Below are 17,473 nucleotides of genomic sequence, written 5' to 3' on the forward strand. Positions count from 1 at the left end.
TTTTTTGGATCATGACCTGTCTGCTTCGGTTGACCGAATCCTTTTGCTTGCCCCACGCTAACACGACGTTATGAGTTCATCGGCACCCTCACCCGCTACTGTCCTCAAAGTGTTCAACACTCTTGGACCCCCCGGCACACCATTCACAACACCCGAGGTTGCAGAGGAATTCGATTGCACGGACCGGACGATATACAACAAACTCAACGCGCTTGTTGAGGACGACGCTATCAACACCAAGAAGGTCGGCGCGAAGGGCCGGGTCTTTTGGCGACCTGTCGACGATGCCATCCAACAAAACGGTGGCGTGTCGGATCTGACTGCCCCCGTTTCACTTCGTGATGGACAGTCGCCCGTATTCCTCTCCGACAGCGAGATGACCGAGTGCATCCGCGAATTTGACTGGGTCGAGACGTCACTCGGCCCGATGGCGGAGTGGCCCACTGAATTGCGGGTGGCGGTTGACCTCATGCTGGGTGCGGACGAGGCCATCGGGATCTACTGGGGCGAAGATCTTGTGCTGCTCTACAACGACGCCGCACGAGAACAGATCGGAAAGAAACACCCAAACGCGCTCGGACGGCCCGCTCGCGACGTGTTTCCGGAAGCGTGGGAGTTTCTTGGTCCGATGCACGAGCAGGTCATGGCTGGAGAGGGACCAGTTCGAGTCGAAGACCAATACCTCCCAATCGAACGTGGTGACGCGATAGAAGACGTCTGGTGGGATTCCAGTTTCAACCCGATCCCGCTCGCGGATGGCTCGGTTGGTGGCGTGTTCAACATCTCTGTCGATATCACCGACCGGGTACAAGTCGAGACAGCTCTCCGTGAGTCCAAAGAGCAGTTAGAGGTCGCCCTGAATGCTGCGGAGATGGGGACCTGGGAGTGGGATCTCGAGGCCCGAACGGTGGACGGCGACGACACGATGCTGTCGCTATTCGACTTGCCACCGACAGACGAGCCAGTTCCAGTCGAGCAGTTCTTGGTGAAGGAATCAGACGAGGGCACAGACCAGGCCGAGGACACGATGGAGTTCTCGTTCGAGCCGGGTGAAGAGATTCAAGACGAGGTCGAACTCGAAGGAGTCGACACGCCTCGCTGGATTTCCTGGCGCGGCCGAGCGTCCGCGGACGATCCGACAGTCCTCCGTGGTGTCAGTTTCGATATCACCGATCGAAAGCAGGCCGAGATCGAACGCGAACAGGCCATAGAAGAGCTCCGCGAGAGCGAGGAACGCTATCGCACGCTGTTCGACTCGCTCAGCGAGTCCATGCAAGAAGCCTTTTGCATCGTCGAACTGCCCGAGGAGGGCGAAGCCGCTGACGAAGCCTCGACGACAGACGGCACGGTCGGTGGGCGGAGCGAGCCGGATGACTACCGCTTCGTGGAGGCCAATCCCGCGTTCGAGGAACTGACCGGGGTGACCGACGTGGTCGGTGCCCGTTGGTCCGATCTGGATGTGGATGGCGACTTCCCCGGGTTCGACGTCTGTGCCGAGGTCGCTCGGACGGGCGAGTCCCAGCGGGTCGAGACGACCGGCGAACCACTCATCGACGGGTGGTTCGACGTTCGCGTGTTCCCGTATGGCGGATCAGACAGTCGGCAGGTCGCGGTTCTCATCGAGGACATCACTGAACAAAAGGAGACCGAAGCAGCGTTGCGTGAGAACGAAAAGCGACTTCGACTCGCGACCGACATCGCGAACATCGCCGTCTTCGAGTGGGACCTCGAGACGGATCTGGTGAGCGGAAACAAGCGAATAAACGAGCTGTTCGGCTACGACGAACACGAGACCATCGTCGGCGCGAAGTTGCTCGAAGAGCGCATCCATCCGGACGACCTCGAATCAGTCAACGACCAGCTAGAGGCGGTGTTCGAGTCCGCGTCTGACGGGGACTACGAGTTCGAGTTCAGAGCGAGGCGTCCCGACGGGGGCGAACGGTGGGTGCTCACGAACGGTGAGGTGTTCTTCGAGGAAGACGAGGACGACCGGCGGGCGGTTCGCGTTTTCGGGACTGGTATCGACATCACCGAACAGAAACAGCGCGAGGAACGGCAGGAGTTCCTGCTCCGGTTCAGCGATGCCCTGCGGGCACAGCCCGATGCGGAGTCGATCGAAGAGACGGCCGTCGAGATGCTCGCCGAGCAGCTGGATGTCGACCGCTGCTGGATCGCCAAGGTGTCCGAGGAGGAGGGAGTTGCCCGGGTCGGCCCGGAGCGTTTCCGCTCGAACCTGCAGCCGATGTCCGGCACGTTCCAGATCTCGGACTCCCAGGAGGTGATGCGACGGCTCGCTACGCAGACGATTCAGATCCCGAATCTGGCCGACGACCCGCGCTTTTCCGATTCGGAGAAGGAGTTGCACGCCGGGCTGAACATCGTCGCCCTGCTGTCTGTACCGCTACGGAAGGGAGAACACGAAGTCATCTGGGCGTTCCCAGCGGCCATGGCCGAGCCACGCCAATGGACCGACAACGAGCGGATATTACTGGAGGAGGCCGCCGAACGGACGTGGGAGGCCGTCGAGCGGGCACAGGCCGAGCAGGACCTCGCTGCCGAACTGGACGCCATGAAGCGGCTACAGGAGGTCAGCACCCAGGCGATCCAGCAAGACGACGACGGAGCGCCCCTGTACGAGTCGGTCCTCGAAGCCAGTATGGACCTCGTGGACGCCGAGTTCGGGACGATACAGCGACTCGACTCCCAGGCACACGAACTCGACATGTTCGTCCACCGTGGATTCTCGGGAGAGATGATCGCGCACTGGGACCGGGTCGACGTCGAAACGTCGAGCAGTTGTGGGAGAGCGCTGCAAACGGAGGAGCGCGTCGTCGTGCCGGACGTCCAGTCGTGCGAGTTCATCGAAGACGGCGAGGACCTCGAGGCGTTCGACCGGGCCGGGATCCGATCGGTGCAGACCACGCCGCTGGTCTCGCGAAGTGGAGAACTCCTCGGCATGCTCTCGACTCACTGGGCGGACACGCACGAGCCATCCGAGCGAGACCTCCACTTGCTGGACGTGATCTCCCGGCAGGTCGCCGACCTCATGCAGCAGCGGGCGGCCTACGAGGCCCTCGAGGAGAGCGAGGAGAAGTACCGCTCGCTGTTTGAGGAGATAGACGAAGGGTTCGCCCTGTGTGAACTCGTTCGTGACGCCGACGGGACGGTCAGTGATCTACGGTATCTCGAGCTGAACGAGGCCTTCGAAGCGCTGACCGGAGTCAGTCGGGCCGACTCGGAAGGGCGGCTCTTGACAGAGGTGTTCCCTGGGCAAGACGAGTCCCTCTTCGAGCAGTGCCGGGGAGTCGCCGAGACGGGCGAACCCGAGCGTGTCGAGACCTACGTCCCCGCGAACGACCGGTGGTACGACGTGCATATGTTCCCCCGCGAGGGGGACGTAATCGCCGCGCTGTACGACGACATCACCGAGCGCAAGCGCCGCGAGCAGCACGAACAGTTCCTGCTCGAACTCAGCGACCAGTTACACACACTCACCACTGAGGAGGAGATCGGGGAGGCCTGTGCGCGGCTGCTCGCTGAGGAGCTAGGTCTCGACAGGGCCTACTTCGTTCGGTTCGATGCCGACGCGGAAGAGGCGCTGGTCGGACCGGAGTACCATTCTTCCAGCCTCGACCCGGTCAGCGGCCTGTACCCGTTCTCGGCCTTCCCCGAAGCAATTCAACAGATCGGGACGGAGACGCCTGTCTACCACGACGTCGCGAGCGATTCGACACTCCCCGAGGCCGAACGGCAGGCACTCCTCGAACTCGATTTCGGTGCCTGGATCGGCGCGCCGATCCGGACTGACGAGGAAGGCGTTGACTGGGCGTTGTACGCCGTTCACAGTGACCCGCACGACTGGAGCGACGCCGAAATCTCACTGATAGAGGAAGTAGCAGACCGTACCTGGACGGTGGTGGAGCGCGCTCGCGCCGAACGGGCGCTGACCCAATCCAATCAGTCGCTCGAACGACTCAACGAGGTGAGCCGCAAACTGATCGACGCCGACCCCGCGACGATCAGTGATCAGGTGGCTGACCTCGTCGTCGACATCCTCGATGTCGAGTACGCGGCGCTCTGGCGGTACGACAAACAAACTGGTGACATCGAATTACACTCCGAGCATGCAGCCCCTGCGACGGATCTGAGTGCCGTTCGCCTGGCGGAGGTGTCTCGCGAGCAGATCTGGCAGACGTTCATCGGTGACGAGATCGATGTCGAGAACGCGCTCGATATTGCCGACGGTGAACCGTGGCCGTCCGGACTGGGAAGTCGGATGTTCGTGCCGTTGGGACGACACGGCGTCATCTGTGTCGGCTCGGTTCACTCCGAGACGTTCGACGAACGACTCCTCGACCTCATCGAGATGATCGCCTCGACCGTTGAAACCGCCTGGGACCGCGCCGAGAGCGAACAAACGTTGGCTCGCCGGAACACCGAATTGTCGCATCTGGACAGCCTTAATACGCTCATTCGGACGATCGACCAGGCGCTCGTGGAGGCCGAGACAGTCGAGGCGATCGACGAGGCGGTCTGCGAGCGCTTGGCTCACTCCGAACTCTTTGAATTCGCGTGGGTCGGTGAATTCGATGCGAGCCACAACACGGTTGAACCACGTGCGTGGGCGGGCGTCGACAGTCGTTCGTTGGACGCCCTTACGACGGAGGTTGACGGGCCGATGTCTAACGGGAATCCGTTCACAGCTGCGATTGAAACGAGGGACATACAGCTCGTGAACGACATTGCGACCGATGCACAAGCCTCCCTATGGCGTGAGATCGCACTTGATCTGGGTGCGCGCTCGTGTGTTAGTCTTCCACTCGTGTATGATGACTTCATTTACGGCATCGTGACCGTCTATAGAGGAACCCCCCAGCACGACGAGCGCGATATCGATGTGCTGGCCGAACTCGGCCGGACAATCGCCAATGCGATTCATGCCGTTGAGACGAGAGAAGCCCATCACATGAATCGCGTCGTCGAACTCACACTCCGCTCGACAGCAGCGGACACACCCCTGTGCCAGCTCGCCCAGCAAACAGGGTGTGTGATGGAGATTACGGGTCTCGTACCGGGAGCAGACGGTGAGATAACTGTGTTTTTCACTGCAACGGACATCTCGACCGACGCATTGGTGACTGCTGGTGAACAGTCACTCGCCATCGAAGAGCTGATCTGTCTCTCCGAGCGTGAAGACGGGAGCTTGTTCAAGGCGCGACTCTCTGAATCGACGCTTACCTCGTGGTTCCTCGACCGAGATGCAATGACGCGCTCGCTCACGATCGATAATGGGACCGCAACGCTTGTCCTCGACGTCCCCACGTCGGTTGATATCCGTAGCTTCGTTGAGACGGGACAGCAGGCAATTCCCGATCTTGAACTACTTGCTCGACGAACACGCACTCGATCGCCTGACACGACTCACACGCTTCAGACGGCATTCACCGAGCGACTTACCGATCGCCAGCAGGAGATTCTCCAGTTGGCCTATCGCAGTGGATTTTTCGAATCACCTCGACTCCAAACCGGCAATGAACTTTCCACAGCGCTGGACCTCTCGCAGTCAACCTTCAATTATCACCTTCGCGGTGCTGAACGCAGGCTCTTGGAGGTCGTGTTCGACTAAACACGAAGTACTATAAGCACCTTCTTATCTGCCGGGCTGTCTATTCACATTATTGCGACCGGTGATTCTCATATTTACATTTCATACGTCCCACTCGTTCCCCATCTGGTCGAGATGTAGCCACTGCCGGTACCGACATAGTCGCTGTGTGTGATGGGTTTCTGTCGCTGAGTCGCAATGGTTCGAAATTTTCTGCCGTGTGTTCGCATTCCTGCGCGATGATTCTTTCTTAACTGCGTGACGAATTGTAGATATGGACTCTGATGGGTCTCGAAACGATTCACGCAGTTACTCATCGTCGAGCCAGGCTTCCGCTTCAGACGACACTGTGGCGTTAGCTGAGTTACTCACTCTCCTCAGTCAGCGTCCCAACCGACAGATTCTGCTCCACCTCTTCCAAAACGATGGGCCGGTCTCTGTCGATGAACTCGCTGCACACGTCGAACCACTGGCTACCACTGTTTCCGTAGACAAGAGCACTGAACCACCCGAGAAATACAATCGAAACCATTCCAACTATGACTGAACCCTCGACTCCATCGCCCACGTCCTTAGATAGCGTGTTAGACGCGATCGCAAACAAATACCGTCGACGACTGCTTGTCGCGTTGTTAGAACATAATCCACAGGATGACGACGATCCACAGATTCCAGCCGACGTTGAGTTCGAGGGCGAAGACCTGGAATCGCTCCAGATCCAAATGACGCATACCCACCTGCCGAAACTGGAAGATGCAGGGTTCATCGAGTGGGATCGGGCGACGAACACGGTGCGCAAGGGACCACGCTTTGAGGAGATTCGGCCCCTTCTCGAATTGATGCACAATCATGCCGACGAACTTCCCGATGAGTGGCTCTAAGTCCGCCACGGCGATCCATTGTTTCTTTCATCCGTATTCTTAATTGGCATCGTATATGGCGACTCTTTGTCTCGGGGAAGCGGATGAGCCTCTTCTGGTCTCAAGAGAAACCCCTGTCAGTGCTGTACATCGTCCACTGATTCGAGAACAGTTTCAATGGTCGAATGGCTCCGATAGCGGATCATCTCCGACCGTGCATCGTACTCGATCACTTTTCGATCTTCCAGATACGGCAGATGTGTATGGATCAACTCCGTTCGTAGTGACTCAACCTCCCATCCCTCATATTCCGTTCCTTCGAACGCTTGTGACTCCGTTCCGAACGTGCGACAGAGCGCATCGACAGAGATCGTGTCCTCCTCTCGGTCAGCAAGTTCTCGAAGCGTTTCACGTCGAAGTGGATCTTTGAGTGCTTTGAGTACCCGCGTGAGTTGAGTGCTGGTCGGATCATTGTTGTCCGTGTCAAATGGATTGTTCTCACTTGTCATGGTGATCATTCGGTGGTGAAGTGCAGCACCACGTCGCCGCATACTCTAGAACCGCGCTATCGCTGAGTACTATGCGATGGAATACTATCGATAAGCGGCTGGTTGCTACGCTGTAGTAGACGCCAATAAGCTATAAATAGTTTTCTGAGCATTAAGATAACTTATGTCATAGTTTTACTCGTCTAGTTTGTCCTTGTTTTCGCAAGCCGTCGGTGACTGATTCTCTGTCACTTAAAAGAACATCAGACCATGACCACACATTAGTATACTATACTAACTTCAAACTACGCACGTTCATTTCGATCCCAACTATATCTGACAGAACGAGGTTACCAGTCGTCTCTTGCGATCAGTGACCGCTAGGAATCCACGTTAGAAACAGAAACCGTTCGATCAGAACCGATTGTAACACGATACCCAATATACTCAAAGCTCACTTCTGGTGAGCCATGCTGATAAAGCCCTTCGAGGGCATCGGGATCAATCGCCTCGTAGAGAGGAGTCGCTGGTTTCGTGCCGTTGGCCTCGGTCACGGCCGCGACTACCGCTGCGGTGATTGATTGGGCGGTTGGTGGCGACGTTTGGAGAGACGGCTTTGCATGTGACTGTGGGGTACTGGGCATATCCTCTGCGAATGGATGGTGAGGAAATAGTCTTTGGGGAGGCGTATGCTAGCATGGAAGAAGAGTACTTTAGATCCGATACTGGCGGCACACTCTGTCGGTAGCGCCAAGATTTCTCAACTGCAGTCTGTCACTCGAGATCGGATGTGTCCACAACTGCGTAGTGCAAAATATGGGTGTATGAGTCACCGTATTATTGTGAGCAACCTCGATTGACTATTCGGTGTATAAGCGGCAGTGGAACTCGGGTACCTTCGACATGATCCCTGCCACGGAGCAACGTTCGCCCCGATAGACCGATTCCCGTTGTCTACGAGGACTGTGATGGTCGGATTGCCCGATCTCGATGCTCGAAACCCGTCCACAATCCCGAGCAGTACAGCTGTAGTGAGTGCAGTGGACCTCTCCGAGTTGAGGCGAGTGCCGGGCAGTAACCATTTCTCGCCGTTCTCACGACAAACAGTGGCATCAGTGCCGCACATGGTGCCGTTCTGATTGCGTTCATGGTTGGTAACCACTCTGTAGAGACAGATCGTGTATTTGGAGATCTGCATCATGATCTACTTCGATGAACTCAGATATTCATCCAAGCGATTATCTTAGCCAGTGTCTTTATTGTGGCCTACAGAGCCGTACAACGTGCGTTAGGACCCGTGAGAAAGCATGAACTCTTCAGATTCGAACGGCGGGCCTGAGGCATCAGGCGGTCGGGACAGCCCAACTGCGTGTGACATCGCACTTGACGTACTGGCCGATCACGACGGGATTGACCTGCAGTCACCAGACTTCAGGCTCTACGATCACGTCGACCCCGATGCCCTCGACGATTTATTCACTCATCGGCCGGCCACAATCGATTCCGTTGTGCTCGAGATCGACGGGGCCACGCTCGAAATCTGGGAAAACGACGGGCTCTACGCGCGTGTCCTCGCGGACGAGAACGGGGACAAAGAGGAGTAAATCATGTCAACGGGTCGTGACCGTTGAACAGCAACACCCCTCATTCAATTTCTATGACGTCAAGCGTGGCCAGATACTCCGGAAGCCGTCGTGCAGCTGGCGTTGTCGTCAGTGCAACCATCTCGGACTCCTCTTGATAGGTAACGAGATCACGCGTAACAAGGTGAGGAAGATGCTTGTGAACGAGGACAGTCCGTGCTCGCTGGAATTCCTGACCGGAATCTTCAGCGGGGACTCGATCTTCTTCGTCACCCATGAGCACGAGTGAGAGAGACGTCAGTGCACATGCGTCGTTAGCATTGACCAATCCCGAGAGAATTGTCCGCCGCTGTAGATGTCCAAGTGCCCCGAAGAGCTGATTTTGGATCGACCTCGAATCTTTGTGTGCATGCACAAGCAGACTGGATAGCCGTGGTTCTGGATGATACTGTATTTGAGCCGTCTCGGCTTCGTGCTCAAAAACACCAACATCGGTAAGTTTCGGCACGAGGAGATGCCGTAACTGAATTCTCACCTCCTCACGAGCGTGTGGCGACTCTGAAACGAGGGCATCGACCACTGTCGACTGGTCGAGTGTGGATTCACTGGATCGTTCAAACGCTCGCAAAACAGCCCGTACTCGTGGATCTGCAAGGAGAGTACACAATGATTCGACAGAGATGGACGCTACTGGACGAGTGGCTGTCGGTGGTTTCGTTGGTGGTGCACCGTCGTCTGGGCCGTTAGAGTGTCGATTGGTATCTGACATGGATTCATTCCTCCAGACTCCTTCTGACACGGACGACCATGCAACCGCGTGTGGATCCATTCACGCGGACATGTGGTACAGTTCATCCGTCCCACATGTTGTCCGTTCCCCTGTTAGGAATTGAACGCATCAGTGTGTCCTGTAGCATAACCTATGCGGAGAATCATTATATAACCAATGGATACTATTTGAGAGCTGTTTCAGTAAGCAATTCCTCGCTGGTGAAAGATACCGAATTGCTCGTTTTCGTTGGTTTTAGCCCGATCTGAACAGGAATACGCTAACGACATTACCCAAAGGAGCTATGTATAGAGAGATAGTGAGAGCGATAGAGTACGGAAAGTGACTGTTGGAATCTCATTCCTCATCGGGAATGTTACCTTCCGTCCTTCAGGAGAACCCATGCCAGAGACACCGACTGCGACATCCGAATCCACACCACCGCCACAGTCGTTCGACAATCCACCACTGAGTCTCACAATCACAGAGGCAATCATCGCCCAGACAGACATACCACGCGAGAAATTGCCCCCTTTGTACGAAGTCATCGACCCTGATGCTCTTGAAAACCTGTTCGCAAATACGATGAACGGGACATCGCGGACTACCGGCGAAGTAGTGTTTCAGTACGCCGGATGCACTGTAACGGTCCGTGCGGATCGCACAGTTACGATCAAGCCGCCATCTAGCCCGTATGAGAAGATCGTATCCGCTTGTAGTGGCGCCTTCCTACCACGGTCAGACAGCTCGTTTCAGGACGCGGCCAGTCGATACTTGTGACTGGCACTCGAGAGCAACTAGCGCATGTGTCGCGTCTACCGACTCATATTCCCCGCTGAGGATGTTAATCTCTTGTATCCTCGGCTCCAGGAGTTGGACGCGTATCTCGAATTTGCCACCCTCGGCACCTCCGAGACAGGTCTCCTTCCGCAATTCTGGGCGTATGGTGCCGATCGTGACCGGCTCGCCAATCAGCTCAATACTACTCCAGCACTTCGTGCAATTTCGAAACAGACCGTCTGTGCTGACCGCGTTCGGTATAAGGTGCAGTGGGAGACAGACATGAAAGCGGTTTCTGCTCTCGACTGTTTTAGAGCCCGACTCTGTGACTCGGAAATCACCGTTCTATTCGGACGAATTACACCCGCTGAATGGGTCTGTGTACTCCAGGTACCAAGCCAACGAGCTGCGATTCGCTGCTATACTGAGTGTGAGTATCCCGATTGCCGACTCGCTCGGTACTCTGATCTCGACCTCGATAAACACCACCCCGTAAATCAATAAAAAGGGCGCTATCTCTCTAATACACCGGTAGCAGCTTTCTCCCATCCGAGCTGCATTTCGATAGCGGGATATTCTTCTCGTATGAAAATACTGGTTCAATACTACTAGAAAAGACCTTTGTCAATTGGCCAACACCAAATACGCGGACAGTCATGCCAATTGCCACCACGTAACTTTCCTAATGTCAGGACGCTACCACCCATCAGACGACGACACGAATCAGCCAGCAACAACCGTACCACACCGGTCAGACCTCGATATAGTTTTGCGGGCAGTGAACCATCCGTATCGTCGTCACGTACTACGGTATCTGGAGTCCGCGGCCGACCCACAGCCAGTTGCCGATATCGCAGCAGCCGTAATCGATGCGATAGACCAGCAAACGTACTCTGAACGCCAGCAGCTCGCCATTGTACTCAGACATCGTCACTTACCACTCCTGACCGATGCCGAGCTGATCGAGCGGACAGACCGCGATCTCATCACCGCAACCGAGATGACATCCGATGCCATGCAGTTGCTTGAGACTGCAAGGGACTATTTCGACTAAAGAGTGCATTCAGGCTCGTGAGAGCCAAATTTCGCAAAATTCGCCGGTAGTACCTGAATAGGATCACTACCGGGCCATATACGTTAAGTCTGCGCGCCCAATACCACCAGAATTGCCAAAGCAGGTACCTCGGAACACTCTGAGATACACTGCTTTGCCAGGAGTGTCCCACCATGACCAACTCCACTGACTTGCCATCAGGTATCATCCAGCCAACTCACCCGCGGCTCACAGATGGTGGCGAAGCGGTTTCACTATCGACCGCCATTGTCAGAAAGGTCGCTGCCGCGAAAGACGTTGCCCCAAGTGCACTTCCCCCACTATACGAGGTGATTGATTCGGATGCGCTTGACAGGCTCTTTGACTCACGAATCAACCATCAGTCACGAACAAGCGGCCGCATTGAGTTCGAATATTGCGGCTATCAGGTCACTGCTACAAGCACTGGTGATGTCCAGACACTACCAATCGATGATAACTGATCATCCTGTTGGGAACCGTACCCAGTAGACGGATGTACTCTGAGAGACGTGGATACCCGCTCTATTTATCGTTCGTGCTCTGCAGCGAATGCCACAACTGAGTTGAGATGATGCCCATCACGATAGCGAACGGTTCCACTTCGGGAATCGAATTCAATAACCCCATGATCAGCCAGTTTGGGAAGATGCCGATGGATAAGTTTGGCTCGAACCCGCTCGGGTGAATTCACGACGCTGGTCTCGGCATGCACGCATTCGATTAGCTCGTCAACCGATGCAACATGCTGGTCAGGCTCGCGCAGATAATAAATCACCTGCCGCCGCATCGGGTTCGCAAGAAGTTCAAACGCCGTTCCGAGTGCAAGCGTTGGTGCATGATGGTTATCAGAGCTGGGCATTCTACTGTCGGGGTGATCGACGCTGCGGTAAGTGTTTTGTCTCTCTGTCCTCCTCGTTTTCCCTATTAGATGCTCTAGCAGCACCCCACTTCAAGGTTGTCTATTGTTACCATGGGACAATGAAGTCGAGAAAACGAATCACTCATCCCAGAAGCAACAAGTGGGTTAGGAGTCATCGACTTCGGGAACACCTTCGCCGCCATCTCGGACATGAATATGAATCCCTTTGTCGCCCCAAATTGTCACCACATAGTCTTCGATCGTGAATGCAACCCTAATCGTTGCATCGGCATCCGCCTGGAATAACGAATCGAGCGCGTCGGGATCAATATGATCGTAGAGGGTAAACTCGGCGTCTGTGATCGCGGTCTCGTGTGCTTCCCCTAATGCGCTTAATACCGCATGACTCAGTGATCGGTCCTCGTGTGGATAGTACACCTCTGATTCTTCTGTTTCCCCCATCGTTCCACTCCTGCTGCTTACTCGGTGGTTGCAAACAAAACGCCTCTAGCTACTCTCTCAAAACGTATAGAACTGAACACAATTCATGAATCTTGCACATCGATCGCTATGATGTGGTCGCAATGATCTGCGTGCACCATTCATCAATTGAGGTGGTTTCCGATCTAGTATCATTCACCACTTCTTAATACAACCCGTCAATTTCCGGTGAAGCACTCTTCTGTGCCGTCCAACAATCGTGTTTGGCTCCTACTGCAAACTCGTCAGTATCCATTTCTACCGGGAACGCTCCACATCGGCACCCTCATACAGGGGCATCATATCTGCTAGCATATGGCAGAGTTTGTGGTTCGTTTGGAGGAACAGCCGGAACTCGAACTTGACACGCTCGACGTCGGTGTCGAAGAGAATGTGATTGCCTTCGACATCACAGGTACGATTCGAGACCTTGACGATAATCTCCTCGCTGAGCTGACTGACTCCACACTCCGACCAACCGAGATCCACTTCACCACAGACGAATAGCGCACAAACTACGTTCTATCCGTCTTCTTCCCTTGGAGAACGTTGTCTGTCTGATTCTGAGTCGGACTGGTGGACCGTAATCTGCCCGCTGCTGTCGACTTTGACGTGATCTGCATCGTACGTGAACAGCACATGTCCCTTCGCCTCACGCGGGTCACCTGCAGCCCGTGGTCCGAAGAGTGCATCAAGGGCTTCGGGATCGACAAATTCTGCGAGGAGCGCGAGTTCGGCGGGATCAGCGTCATTCAATGTCGCAACAGCCCTGATCAACTCTTCACTGACGCTGTCTGTAATGGGATCAAATTCTGTCTGGTAGACGTCATCGTCTCGCTGTTCGTGATCATCGTCCGACGGGGGTGTGTGCTCAGTCATGGTGGGGTGAGAGAAGAACTCACTATAGAATGTACCCCACACACAACATGTGAAACAGCCAGACTGTTTCTGAAAGGTTTGTTTCCGCCACCTGGAAACAGATACACAGTATGTCCTTGCTTCTCCGTCGGAGACCCTATGCACCCCTCAGATAAAGGTCTGGCTAGGAAGAGAACGCTACTCGAACGACACTCCATGCTACTTGAATATTTTTCCACCATTGACGCAAACGATAACGGCAGAGGGGAGTCAGTCCCCGCCTGCAACAGGCTCGGACACCGTAATCCACCCATCACTGGCAACCGCAACGTGATACTGATTGTATCGGAAGGAAACACTCCCCTCGCTATCCCGTGAGTGACCGTTGACCTCCGGCCCGAAGAAGCCGTCTTCAATCGCAGCAATATTCACACACTCGTATAACGGGGGATCTTTGATATCTACTGGAGCAACGCCTGCGGCATCCGCGATCGCGAAGATGATTTCGGTGGTGAGATCGCGGTGGCTCTCTCGTTCGAAATGAGCCTGTGTCACAAACGTCATGTCGGGATCGTCGGGTCGGTTTCCATCCGGTGCAAGTTTGGTGCCATCATCCGTGTGGTCATTACTTGAGGTCATCTGTCGTCCTCCGTGTGAACGTGTCCTATCGTACTGTTGTGCCCGAGAGAGTGATACCTCTTTGGGCAGCCATGGGTTATTGGGTGTCCTCCCGGTCGAACTCCCTGCGAGCATGCGTTTCTTGCCGAGTGTCGAGACTGCCACCGGCGCCCTCCAACGCGGTCAACACCTGGATCGCATGCAGACCTGGGGTGATCGTTTCGGTATCGTCATCAAACTCGATCACGTCCAAATCCACGAGTTTCGGAACGTGGCTGTGATAGAGCGACGTGTACATCTCCTGGCGTGTGAGCGTCGCAATGTTCGCCTCCACGGTGTCGGTCTCCCATGCAGCGAGCTTCGTCGCAAGCTCATCAAGCGACCATTCGGTCTCTTCGGCAAGAGTGTAGACGAGATAGCGTCGTCGTGGATGTGCAATCGCCTCGAAGACGGGTTGTAACTCGAGGATGGTCTCCGAGACATCGATGTCGAGATCACGCTCGGCGGCACTTTCCTCGCCCGACTGACTGGAATGGGTTTCCCACTCGTCGGGAGGTGGCTCGTTCCCCGCCATAGTCAATGCTGAGGCGTCAAACGAAAAAAATTCCGGTAGACACTGTTTTCCCGACCATATTGGACAAATACGCACTTCATCGCTGTATCGTACTATCCATGGGTACTGGCATGTTCCAAACGCGACCATTTGGAGTTACCGAGTAATGACTAGCGGTGTTGTTCTTTCGGTAGCAGATGTTTCCACGTCTGCTTAGTGCAACATGAGGCAGTGGACGGTTCTTGGGGCTCAATCCCTTCTCACCGTATGTTTTAATATTCTGGAAGTCATACTATCTACTCAGTAAAGAACTATGAGTAGTAAGAGTGAAAATGGCGACCACGTCGTCCGTATCAGCCGCAAAGGCCAGGCGACGATCCCCAAGTCGCTCCGGGAGAAGTACGGCATCGAAATCCCAGGCCGTGTGCGCTTCCGCGAAGAAGACGGCGAACTCGTCGTCGAGCCAGTCCCGAAACCAAGTGAACGCTTCGGGTCACTGGGGGAAGACTACGAGCGTGGCGAGGTCATTGCGCACCATCGAGAGGAGCAGGCAGCCGAGCGCCAGGCAGAGGATACTGCCGACCAGCGTGACTACCAGCGCTACGTCGCTACCGACGACACAGACGAGACCACCGACGAATGAGCTATCGCTACGTTCTTGATACGGAACCTCTCCTTGCGTACTACTACGGTGAACCCGGCGGGGAGACTGTCCGCGACCTCCTGACGGATGTCTACATGGGTGAAGAGGCCGTAGCGGTCAGTGAAATCACGGCGACCGAACTGATGTACAAAATCGCCCGCTTTGAAACTGGCTCCCCATCAGGAACGCCAACAGAAGAGACACTGGCGACCGGCCGACAGGCCGTGCGCGACTTGGTGGACGGCGGTGTCACCCTGTGTGCTCCCTCCGAGTCGTGGCCACTGGCAGCTGAAGTGAAAGGAGCGGGAGGGATCGCGCTCGGCGATGCAAATGCTGTGGCGCTTGCGGTTGCCGAAGATGCAACGCTTCTGGTCGGTGCTGACGACGATTTCACGGAGCTCGTCGTAGATGTATCGGTCGAACGGATCCGGACAGAGCCAGCGTGACACGTGGGAGACGAACAGACGGAAAGCGGTTTGCGTATCTCCGTACTACATTGAGGTATGGCGGCTGCGTGGGCACAGTGGGACCACATTACGAAGGTTGACCCGGATAAAGCACTCCACGATGAGGATACTTACGCTAGCATTGCTGACACGGGGACCGACGCAATCATCATCGGTGGCACCACGAACGTCACCGAAGCCCGTGTTCAACCGATTCTTGATGCACTCTCTGATGCCGAGATCCCGATATTCGTCGAGCCAACCTATCGCCCAACGATTCCTCATATCGAGGCACTCTCTGGCTACTTGCTCCCGATCGTTCTGAATGCTGGTGACACGATGTGGATCACAGGAGCACACCATGAATGGGTTCGCTCATCTAATCTTGAGTGGGAATCCGTGCATCCGGAAGCGTATATCGTCCTAAATCCCGCGTCGGCAGTCGCCACGTACACGCAAGCGGACTGTGACCTTGATACGGATGACGTCGTTGCCTACGCTGAACTCGCCGAACAGATCCTCGGACAGGAAATCGTTTATCTCGAGTATTCCGGCACCCTCGGTGATCCAGCAGTTGTCGCTGCCACACGGAATGCACTCTCATCAGCGCAGCTCTTCTATGGGGGCGGGATTCACGACTACGACTCGGCCTACGAAATGGCGAATGTCCCAGATACAGTCGTTGTCGGCGATGTGCTCCACGACGCTGGTATCGAAGCGGTTGAGGCAACTGTTCGGGGAGCAAGGGATGCGAAGCACGAGTCATAATCCTATGCTCTCGAATCGAAGTGGTGATTGTATCGATCGGGAGTGTGTGCCTACAAGCAGTCGGCCGCAGGTTAGTATGTGCTACTAACCAATATCGCCCACTGATTTAACGACGTTCAGACACTACGTATCATTATGAGCGAGAATGCCGCAATCGTAGCTCGGATAATCGAGCATAATACAGGTGGGCAGAACCGTGAGACAATTGATCGCGATCACATCGACGTGATTGCAACCCAGCATGGTCGCTTTGACGGCGATATTGATGATTCGATAGCCGAGGCCCTTGCTGAAGGATACATCGAAGAGCAGGATGGTGAGTACGTCGCAACCGAGCGAGTATGGGAGACAGTACCCGGAAAGTCTCGGCCGTAACCAGAATCATATCTTTCTCCGGTATGGAATTATAATGTACTAAATCGGGCCTTTTACCAACCAGTCATCAAGTTCCACCCAGTGACTGTTCCATCTGTTGGGTGTACTCTGATAAATTTGGTGTATCTCGCAATCCAGTTTTCTGACTGGAACATTGTGAGGTCGCTCCCGAGTGCTGGGTTAGTCTGTCTGTTCCACTTTCACTATGGGCCTCACGTTTAATACTTGATTCAACATAATTCATTCTACGTTATGAGTACATCAAGCAGTAAACTACGAGTAAACCAACCGGTCGGCGGCTACGTCATCACTGCCCTATTCGCGTTGATCACAGTAGCCATGCCAGTTGGCGCAGTTCTGACGATACTCGAGGGCGACATCGTCGCAGGCATTCTGATGGTGGTCCTCGGAATTCCGATGTTCGGGTGGATAACGTACCAAAGCCGAGAACTTACAACTAATGCACGAACCTTCCGTGCATGGCTTCGAGCCGAGCACCACTGGCTGTCGTCGGTGGGTATTTTCACTCGGCTGGCAGGCATCGCTGTCGTCGTGCTCGCGGCCGTTGTTGACCTGTTCATTCTTCACAGCGGTGAAGTAATCCCTGAAGTTACAGCGGTGGTGGGACTTCTCGTTGCCTTCTCAGCCTTCTCGGTTCTGTTCTCGTGCATCGGCCAGAGGCTCATGCCTGGCGCATAGCCACTGGAGTCACT

Annotated in this window: 20 protein-coding genes; 12 read left to right on the forward strand and 8 right to left on the reverse strand. The window is 55.2% G+C overall.

Annotated elements, in window-relative coordinates:
• Positions 1 to 70 precede the first annotated feature (70 nt).
• A complete protein-coding gene (locus ACGYLY_RS27075; protein ID WP_395285891.1) occupies positions 71 to 5,626 on the forward strand; it encodes a GAF domain-containing protein in 5,556 nt (1,851 codons plus the stop codon).
• Between the two features lie 343 nt (positions 5,627 to 5,969).
• On the opposite strand, the gene ACGYLY_RS27080 is transcribed toward ACGYLY_RS27075, so the two are convergent.
• Positions 5,970 to 6,173: a hypothetical protein gene (locus ACGYLY_RS27080; RefSeq protein WP_395286020.1), complete on the reverse strand. Its 204-nt coding sequence runs from the start codon at positions 6,171 to 6,173 to the stop codon at positions 5,970 to 5,972.
• Here ACGYLY_RS27080 and ACGYLY_RS27085 point away from each other — a divergent pair.
• Positions 6,145 to 6,486, forward strand: coding sequence for an ArsR family transcriptional regulator (locus ACGYLY_RS27085; RefSeq protein ID WP_395285890.1), 342 nt, complete (start codon positions 6,145 to 6,147; stop codon positions 6,484 to 6,486). The genes ACGYLY_RS27080 and ACGYLY_RS27085 overlap by 29 nt on opposite strands.
• Positions 6,487 to 6,602: 116 nt before the next feature.
• Here ACGYLY_RS27085 and ACGYLY_RS27090 read toward each other — a convergent pair whose 3' ends face one another.
• Together ACGYLY_RS27090 and ACGYLY_RS27095 are read right to left on the reverse strand one after the other, a co-directional pair.
• The gene (locus ACGYLY_RS27090; RefSeq protein ID WP_395285889.1) at positions 6,603 to 6,974 is read right to left on the reverse strand and encodes a hypothetical protein; all 372 of its coding nucleotides are present in this window, start codon (positions 6,972 to 6,974) and stop codon (positions 6,603 to 6,605) included.
• 359 nt (positions 6,975 to 7,333) lie between these two features.
• The gene (locus ACGYLY_RS27095; RefSeq protein ID WP_395285888.1) at positions 7,334 to 7,597 is read right to left on the reverse strand and encodes a HalOD1 output domain-containing protein; all 264 of its coding nucleotides are present in this window, start codon (positions 7,595 to 7,597) and stop codon (positions 7,334 to 7,336) included.
• A 663-nt stretch (positions 7,598 to 8,260) separates the two neighbouring features.
• On the opposite strand from ACGYLY_RS27095, the gene ACGYLY_RS27100 reads away from it, so the two are divergent.
• The 4 genes from ACGYLY_RS27100 to ACGYLY_RS27115 all read left to right on the forward strand — a co-directional run bounded on the left by ACGYLY_RS27100 (position 8,261) and on the right by ACGYLY_RS27115 (position 11,621).
• Positions 8,261 to 8,557 (forward strand): HalOD1 output domain-containing protein, encoded by a 297-nt coding sequence (locus ACGYLY_RS27100; protein ID WP_395285887.1) that lies wholly within the window; start codon positions 8,261 to 8,263, stop codon positions 8,555 to 8,557.
• Positions 8,558 to 9,707: 1,150 nt separating this feature from the next.
• Positions 9,708 to 10,085 carry a HalOD1 output domain-containing protein gene (locus tag ACGYLY_RS27105; RefSeq protein WP_395285886.1) on the forward strand — a complete coding sequence of 126 codons (378 nt, stop codon included), beginning with the start codon at positions 9,708 to 9,710 and terminating at the stop codon, positions 10,083 to 10,085.
• 685 nt (positions 10,086 to 10,770) lie between these two features.
• A complete protein-coding gene (locus ACGYLY_RS27110; RefSeq protein ID WP_395285885.1) occupies positions 10,771 to 11,139 on the forward strand; it encodes a hypothetical protein in 369 nt (122 codons plus the stop codon).
• Between the two features lie 173 nt (positions 11,140 to 11,312).
• On the forward strand, positions 11,313 to 11,621 hold the full coding sequence (locus ACGYLY_RS27115; protein ID WP_395285884.1) for a HalOD1 output domain-containing protein: 309 nt from the start codon (positions 11,313 to 11,315) through the stop codon (positions 11,619 to 11,621).
• A gap of 65 nt (positions 11,622 to 11,686) precedes the next feature.
• Here the strand turns inward: ACGYLY_RS27115 and ACGYLY_RS27120 are convergent, their stop codons facing one another.
• Complete coding sequence (locus ACGYLY_RS27120) at positions 11,687 to 12,019, reverse strand: hypothetical protein (protein WP_395285883.1); 333 nt, start codon at positions 12,017 to 12,019, stop codon at positions 11,687 to 11,689.
• A gap of 165 nt (positions 12,020 to 12,184) precedes the next feature.
• Positions 12,185 to 12,481, reverse strand: a complete 297-nt coding sequence (locus tag ACGYLY_RS27125) for a HalOD1 output domain-containing protein (RefSeq protein ID WP_395285882.1) — start codon at positions 12,479 to 12,481, stop codon at positions 12,185 to 12,187.
• Positions 12,482 to 12,814: 333 nt separating this feature from the next.
• Here ACGYLY_RS27125 and ACGYLY_RS27130 point away from each other — a divergent pair, with 333 nt between their 5' ends.
• On the forward strand, positions 12,815 to 13,006 hold the full coding sequence (locus ACGYLY_RS27130) for a hypothetical protein (RefSeq protein ID WP_395285881.1): 192 nt from the start codon (positions 12,815 to 12,817) through the stop codon (positions 13,004 to 13,006).
• A gap of 15 nt (positions 13,007 to 13,021) precedes the next feature.
• Here ACGYLY_RS27130 and ACGYLY_RS27135 read toward each other — a convergent pair whose 3' ends face one another.
• From ACGYLY_RS27135 to ACGYLY_RS27145, 3 genes are all read right to left on the reverse strand, one after another.
• Entirely contained in the window at positions 13,022 to 13,378 is a 357-nt protein-coding gene (locus ACGYLY_RS27135; protein ID WP_395285880.1) for a HalOD1 output domain-containing protein, read from the reverse strand.
• Between the two features lie 249 nt (positions 13,379 to 13,627).
• A complete protein-coding gene (locus ACGYLY_RS27140; RefSeq protein WP_395285879.1) occupies positions 13,628 to 13,996 on the reverse strand; it encodes a HalOD1 output domain-containing protein in 369 nt (122 codons plus the stop codon).
• A gap of 76 nt (positions 13,997 to 14,072) precedes the next feature.
• The gene (locus ACGYLY_RS27145) at positions 14,073 to 14,549 is read right to left on the reverse strand and encodes a hypothetical protein (RefSeq protein WP_395285878.1); all 477 of its coding nucleotides are present in this window, start codon (positions 14,547 to 14,549) and stop codon (positions 14,073 to 14,075) included.
• Between the two features lie 292 nt (positions 14,550 to 14,841).
• Between ACGYLY_RS27145 and ACGYLY_RS27150 the strand changes: the two genes are divergently transcribed.
• The 5 genes from ACGYLY_RS27150 (at position 14,842) to ACGYLY_RS27170 (ending at position 17,459) form a co-directional block, all read left to right on the forward strand.
• A complete protein-coding gene (locus ACGYLY_RS27150) occupies positions 14,842 to 15,171 on the forward strand; it encodes an AbrB/MazE/SpoVT family DNA-binding domain-containing protein (protein WP_395285877.1) in 330 nt (109 codons plus the stop codon).
• Positions 15,168 to 15,617, forward strand: a complete 450-nt coding sequence (locus ACGYLY_RS27155; RefSeq protein WP_395285876.1) for a type II toxin-antitoxin system VapC family toxin — start codon at positions 15,168 to 15,170, stop codon at positions 15,615 to 15,617. The genes ACGYLY_RS27150 and ACGYLY_RS27155 overlap by 4 nt, the downstream gene beginning before the upstream one ends.
• 57 nt (positions 15,618 to 15,674) lie before the next feature.
• Positions 15,675 to 16,385 carry a phosphoglycerol geranylgeranyltransferase gene (locus tag ACGYLY_RS27160; protein WP_395285875.1) on the forward strand — a complete coding sequence of 237 codons (711 nt, stop codon included), beginning with the start codon at positions 15,675 to 15,677 and terminating at the stop codon, positions 16,383 to 16,385.
• A gap of 135 nt (positions 16,386 to 16,520) precedes the next feature.
• Positions 16,521 to 16,760 (forward strand): hypothetical protein, encoded by a 240-nt coding sequence (locus tag ACGYLY_RS27165; protein WP_395285874.1) that lies wholly within the window; start codon positions 16,521 to 16,523, stop codon positions 16,758 to 16,760.
• A gap of 252 nt (positions 16,761 to 17,012) precedes the next feature.
• Positions 17,013 to 17,459: a hypothetical protein gene (locus ACGYLY_RS27170; protein WP_395285873.1), complete on the forward strand. Its 447-nt coding sequence runs from the start codon at positions 17,013 to 17,015 to the stop codon at positions 17,457 to 17,459.
• The last annotated feature ends 14 nt before the right edge of the window (positions 17,460 to 17,473 follow it).

It is taken from the genome of Haladaptatus sp. CMAA 1909 (genome assembly GCF_043952005.1).
Classification (GTDB): domain Archaea; phylum Halobacteriota; class Halobacteria; order Halobacteriales; family Haladaptataceae; genus Haladaptatus.

Excerpts from the sequence above, each read along its gene's own strand:
- ACGYLY_RS27110 (WP_395285885.1), top strand. The coding sequence starts at position 10,771 with ATGTCAGGACGCTACCACCCATCAGACGACGACACGAATCAGCCAGCA.
- ACGYLY_RS27115 (WP_395285884.1), top strand. The coding sequence starts at position 11,313 with ATGACCAACTCCACTGACTTGCCATCAGGTATCATCCAGCCAACTCAC.
- ACGYLY_RS27135 (WP_395285880.1), bottom strand. The coding sequence starts at position 13,378 with ATGACTGAGCACACACCCCCGTCGGACGATGATCACGAACAGCGAGAC.
- ACGYLY_RS27090 (WP_395285889.1), bottom strand. The coding sequence starts at position 6,974 with ATGACAAGTGAGAACAATCCATTTGACACGGACAACAATGATCCGACC.
- ACGYLY_RS27125 (WP_395285882.1), bottom strand. The coding sequence starts at position 12,481 with ATGGGGGAAACAGAAGAATCAGAGGTGTACTATCCACACGAGGACCGA.
- ACGYLY_RS27120 (WP_395285883.1), bottom strand. The coding sequence starts at position 12,019 with ATGCCCAGCTCTGATAACCATCATGCACCAACGCTTGCACTCGGAACG.
- ACGYLY_RS27145 (WP_395285878.1), bottom strand. The coding sequence starts at position 14,549 with ATGGCGGGGAACGAGCCACCTCCCGACGAGTGGGAAACCCATTCCAGT.
- ACGYLY_RS27170 (WP_395285873.1), top strand. The coding sequence starts at position 17,013 with ATGAGTACATCAAGCAGTAAACTACGAGTAAACCAACCGGTCGGCGGC.
- ACGYLY_RS27085 (WP_395285890.1), top strand. The coding sequence starts at position 6,145 with ATGACTGAACCCTCGACTCCATCGCCCACGTCCTTAGATAGCGTGTTA.
- ACGYLY_RS27165 (WP_395285874.1), top strand. The coding sequence starts at position 16,521 with ATGAGCGAGAATGCCGCAATCGTAGCTCGGATAATCGAGCATAATACA.
- ACGYLY_RS27160 (WP_395285875.1), top strand. The coding sequence starts at position 15,675 with ATGGCGGCTGCGTGGGCACAGTGGGACCACATTACGAAGGTTGACCCG.
- ACGYLY_RS27155 (WP_395285876.1), top strand. The coding sequence starts at position 15,168 with ATGAGCTATCGCTACGTTCTTGATACGGAACCTCTCCTTGCGTACTAC.
- ACGYLY_RS27130 (WP_395285881.1), top strand. The coding sequence starts at position 12,815 with ATGGCAGAGTTTGTGGTTCGTTTGGAGGAACAGCCGGAACTCGAACTT.
- ACGYLY_RS27075 (WP_395285891.1), top strand. The coding sequence starts at position 71 with ATGAGTTCATCGGCACCCTCACCCGCTACTGTCCTCAAAGTGTTCAAC.
- ACGYLY_RS27095 (WP_395285888.1), bottom strand. The coding sequence starts at position 7,597 with ATGCCCAGTACCCCACAGTCACATGCAAAGCCGTCTCTCCAAACGTCG.
- ACGYLY_RS27100 (WP_395285887.1), top strand. The coding sequence starts at position 8,261 with ATGAACTCTTCAGATTCGAACGGCGGGCCTGAGGCATCAGGCGGTCGG.
- ACGYLY_RS27140 (WP_395285879.1), bottom strand. The coding sequence starts at position 13,996 with ATGACCTCAAGTAATGACCACACGGATGATGGCACCAAACTTGCACCG.
- ACGYLY_RS27150 (WP_395285877.1), top strand. The coding sequence starts at position 14,842 with ATGAGTAGTAAGAGTGAAAATGGCGACCACGTCGTCCGTATCAGCCGC.
- ACGYLY_RS27105 (WP_395285886.1), top strand. The coding sequence starts at position 9,708 with ATGCCAGAGACACCGACTGCGACATCCGAATCCACACCACCGCCACAG.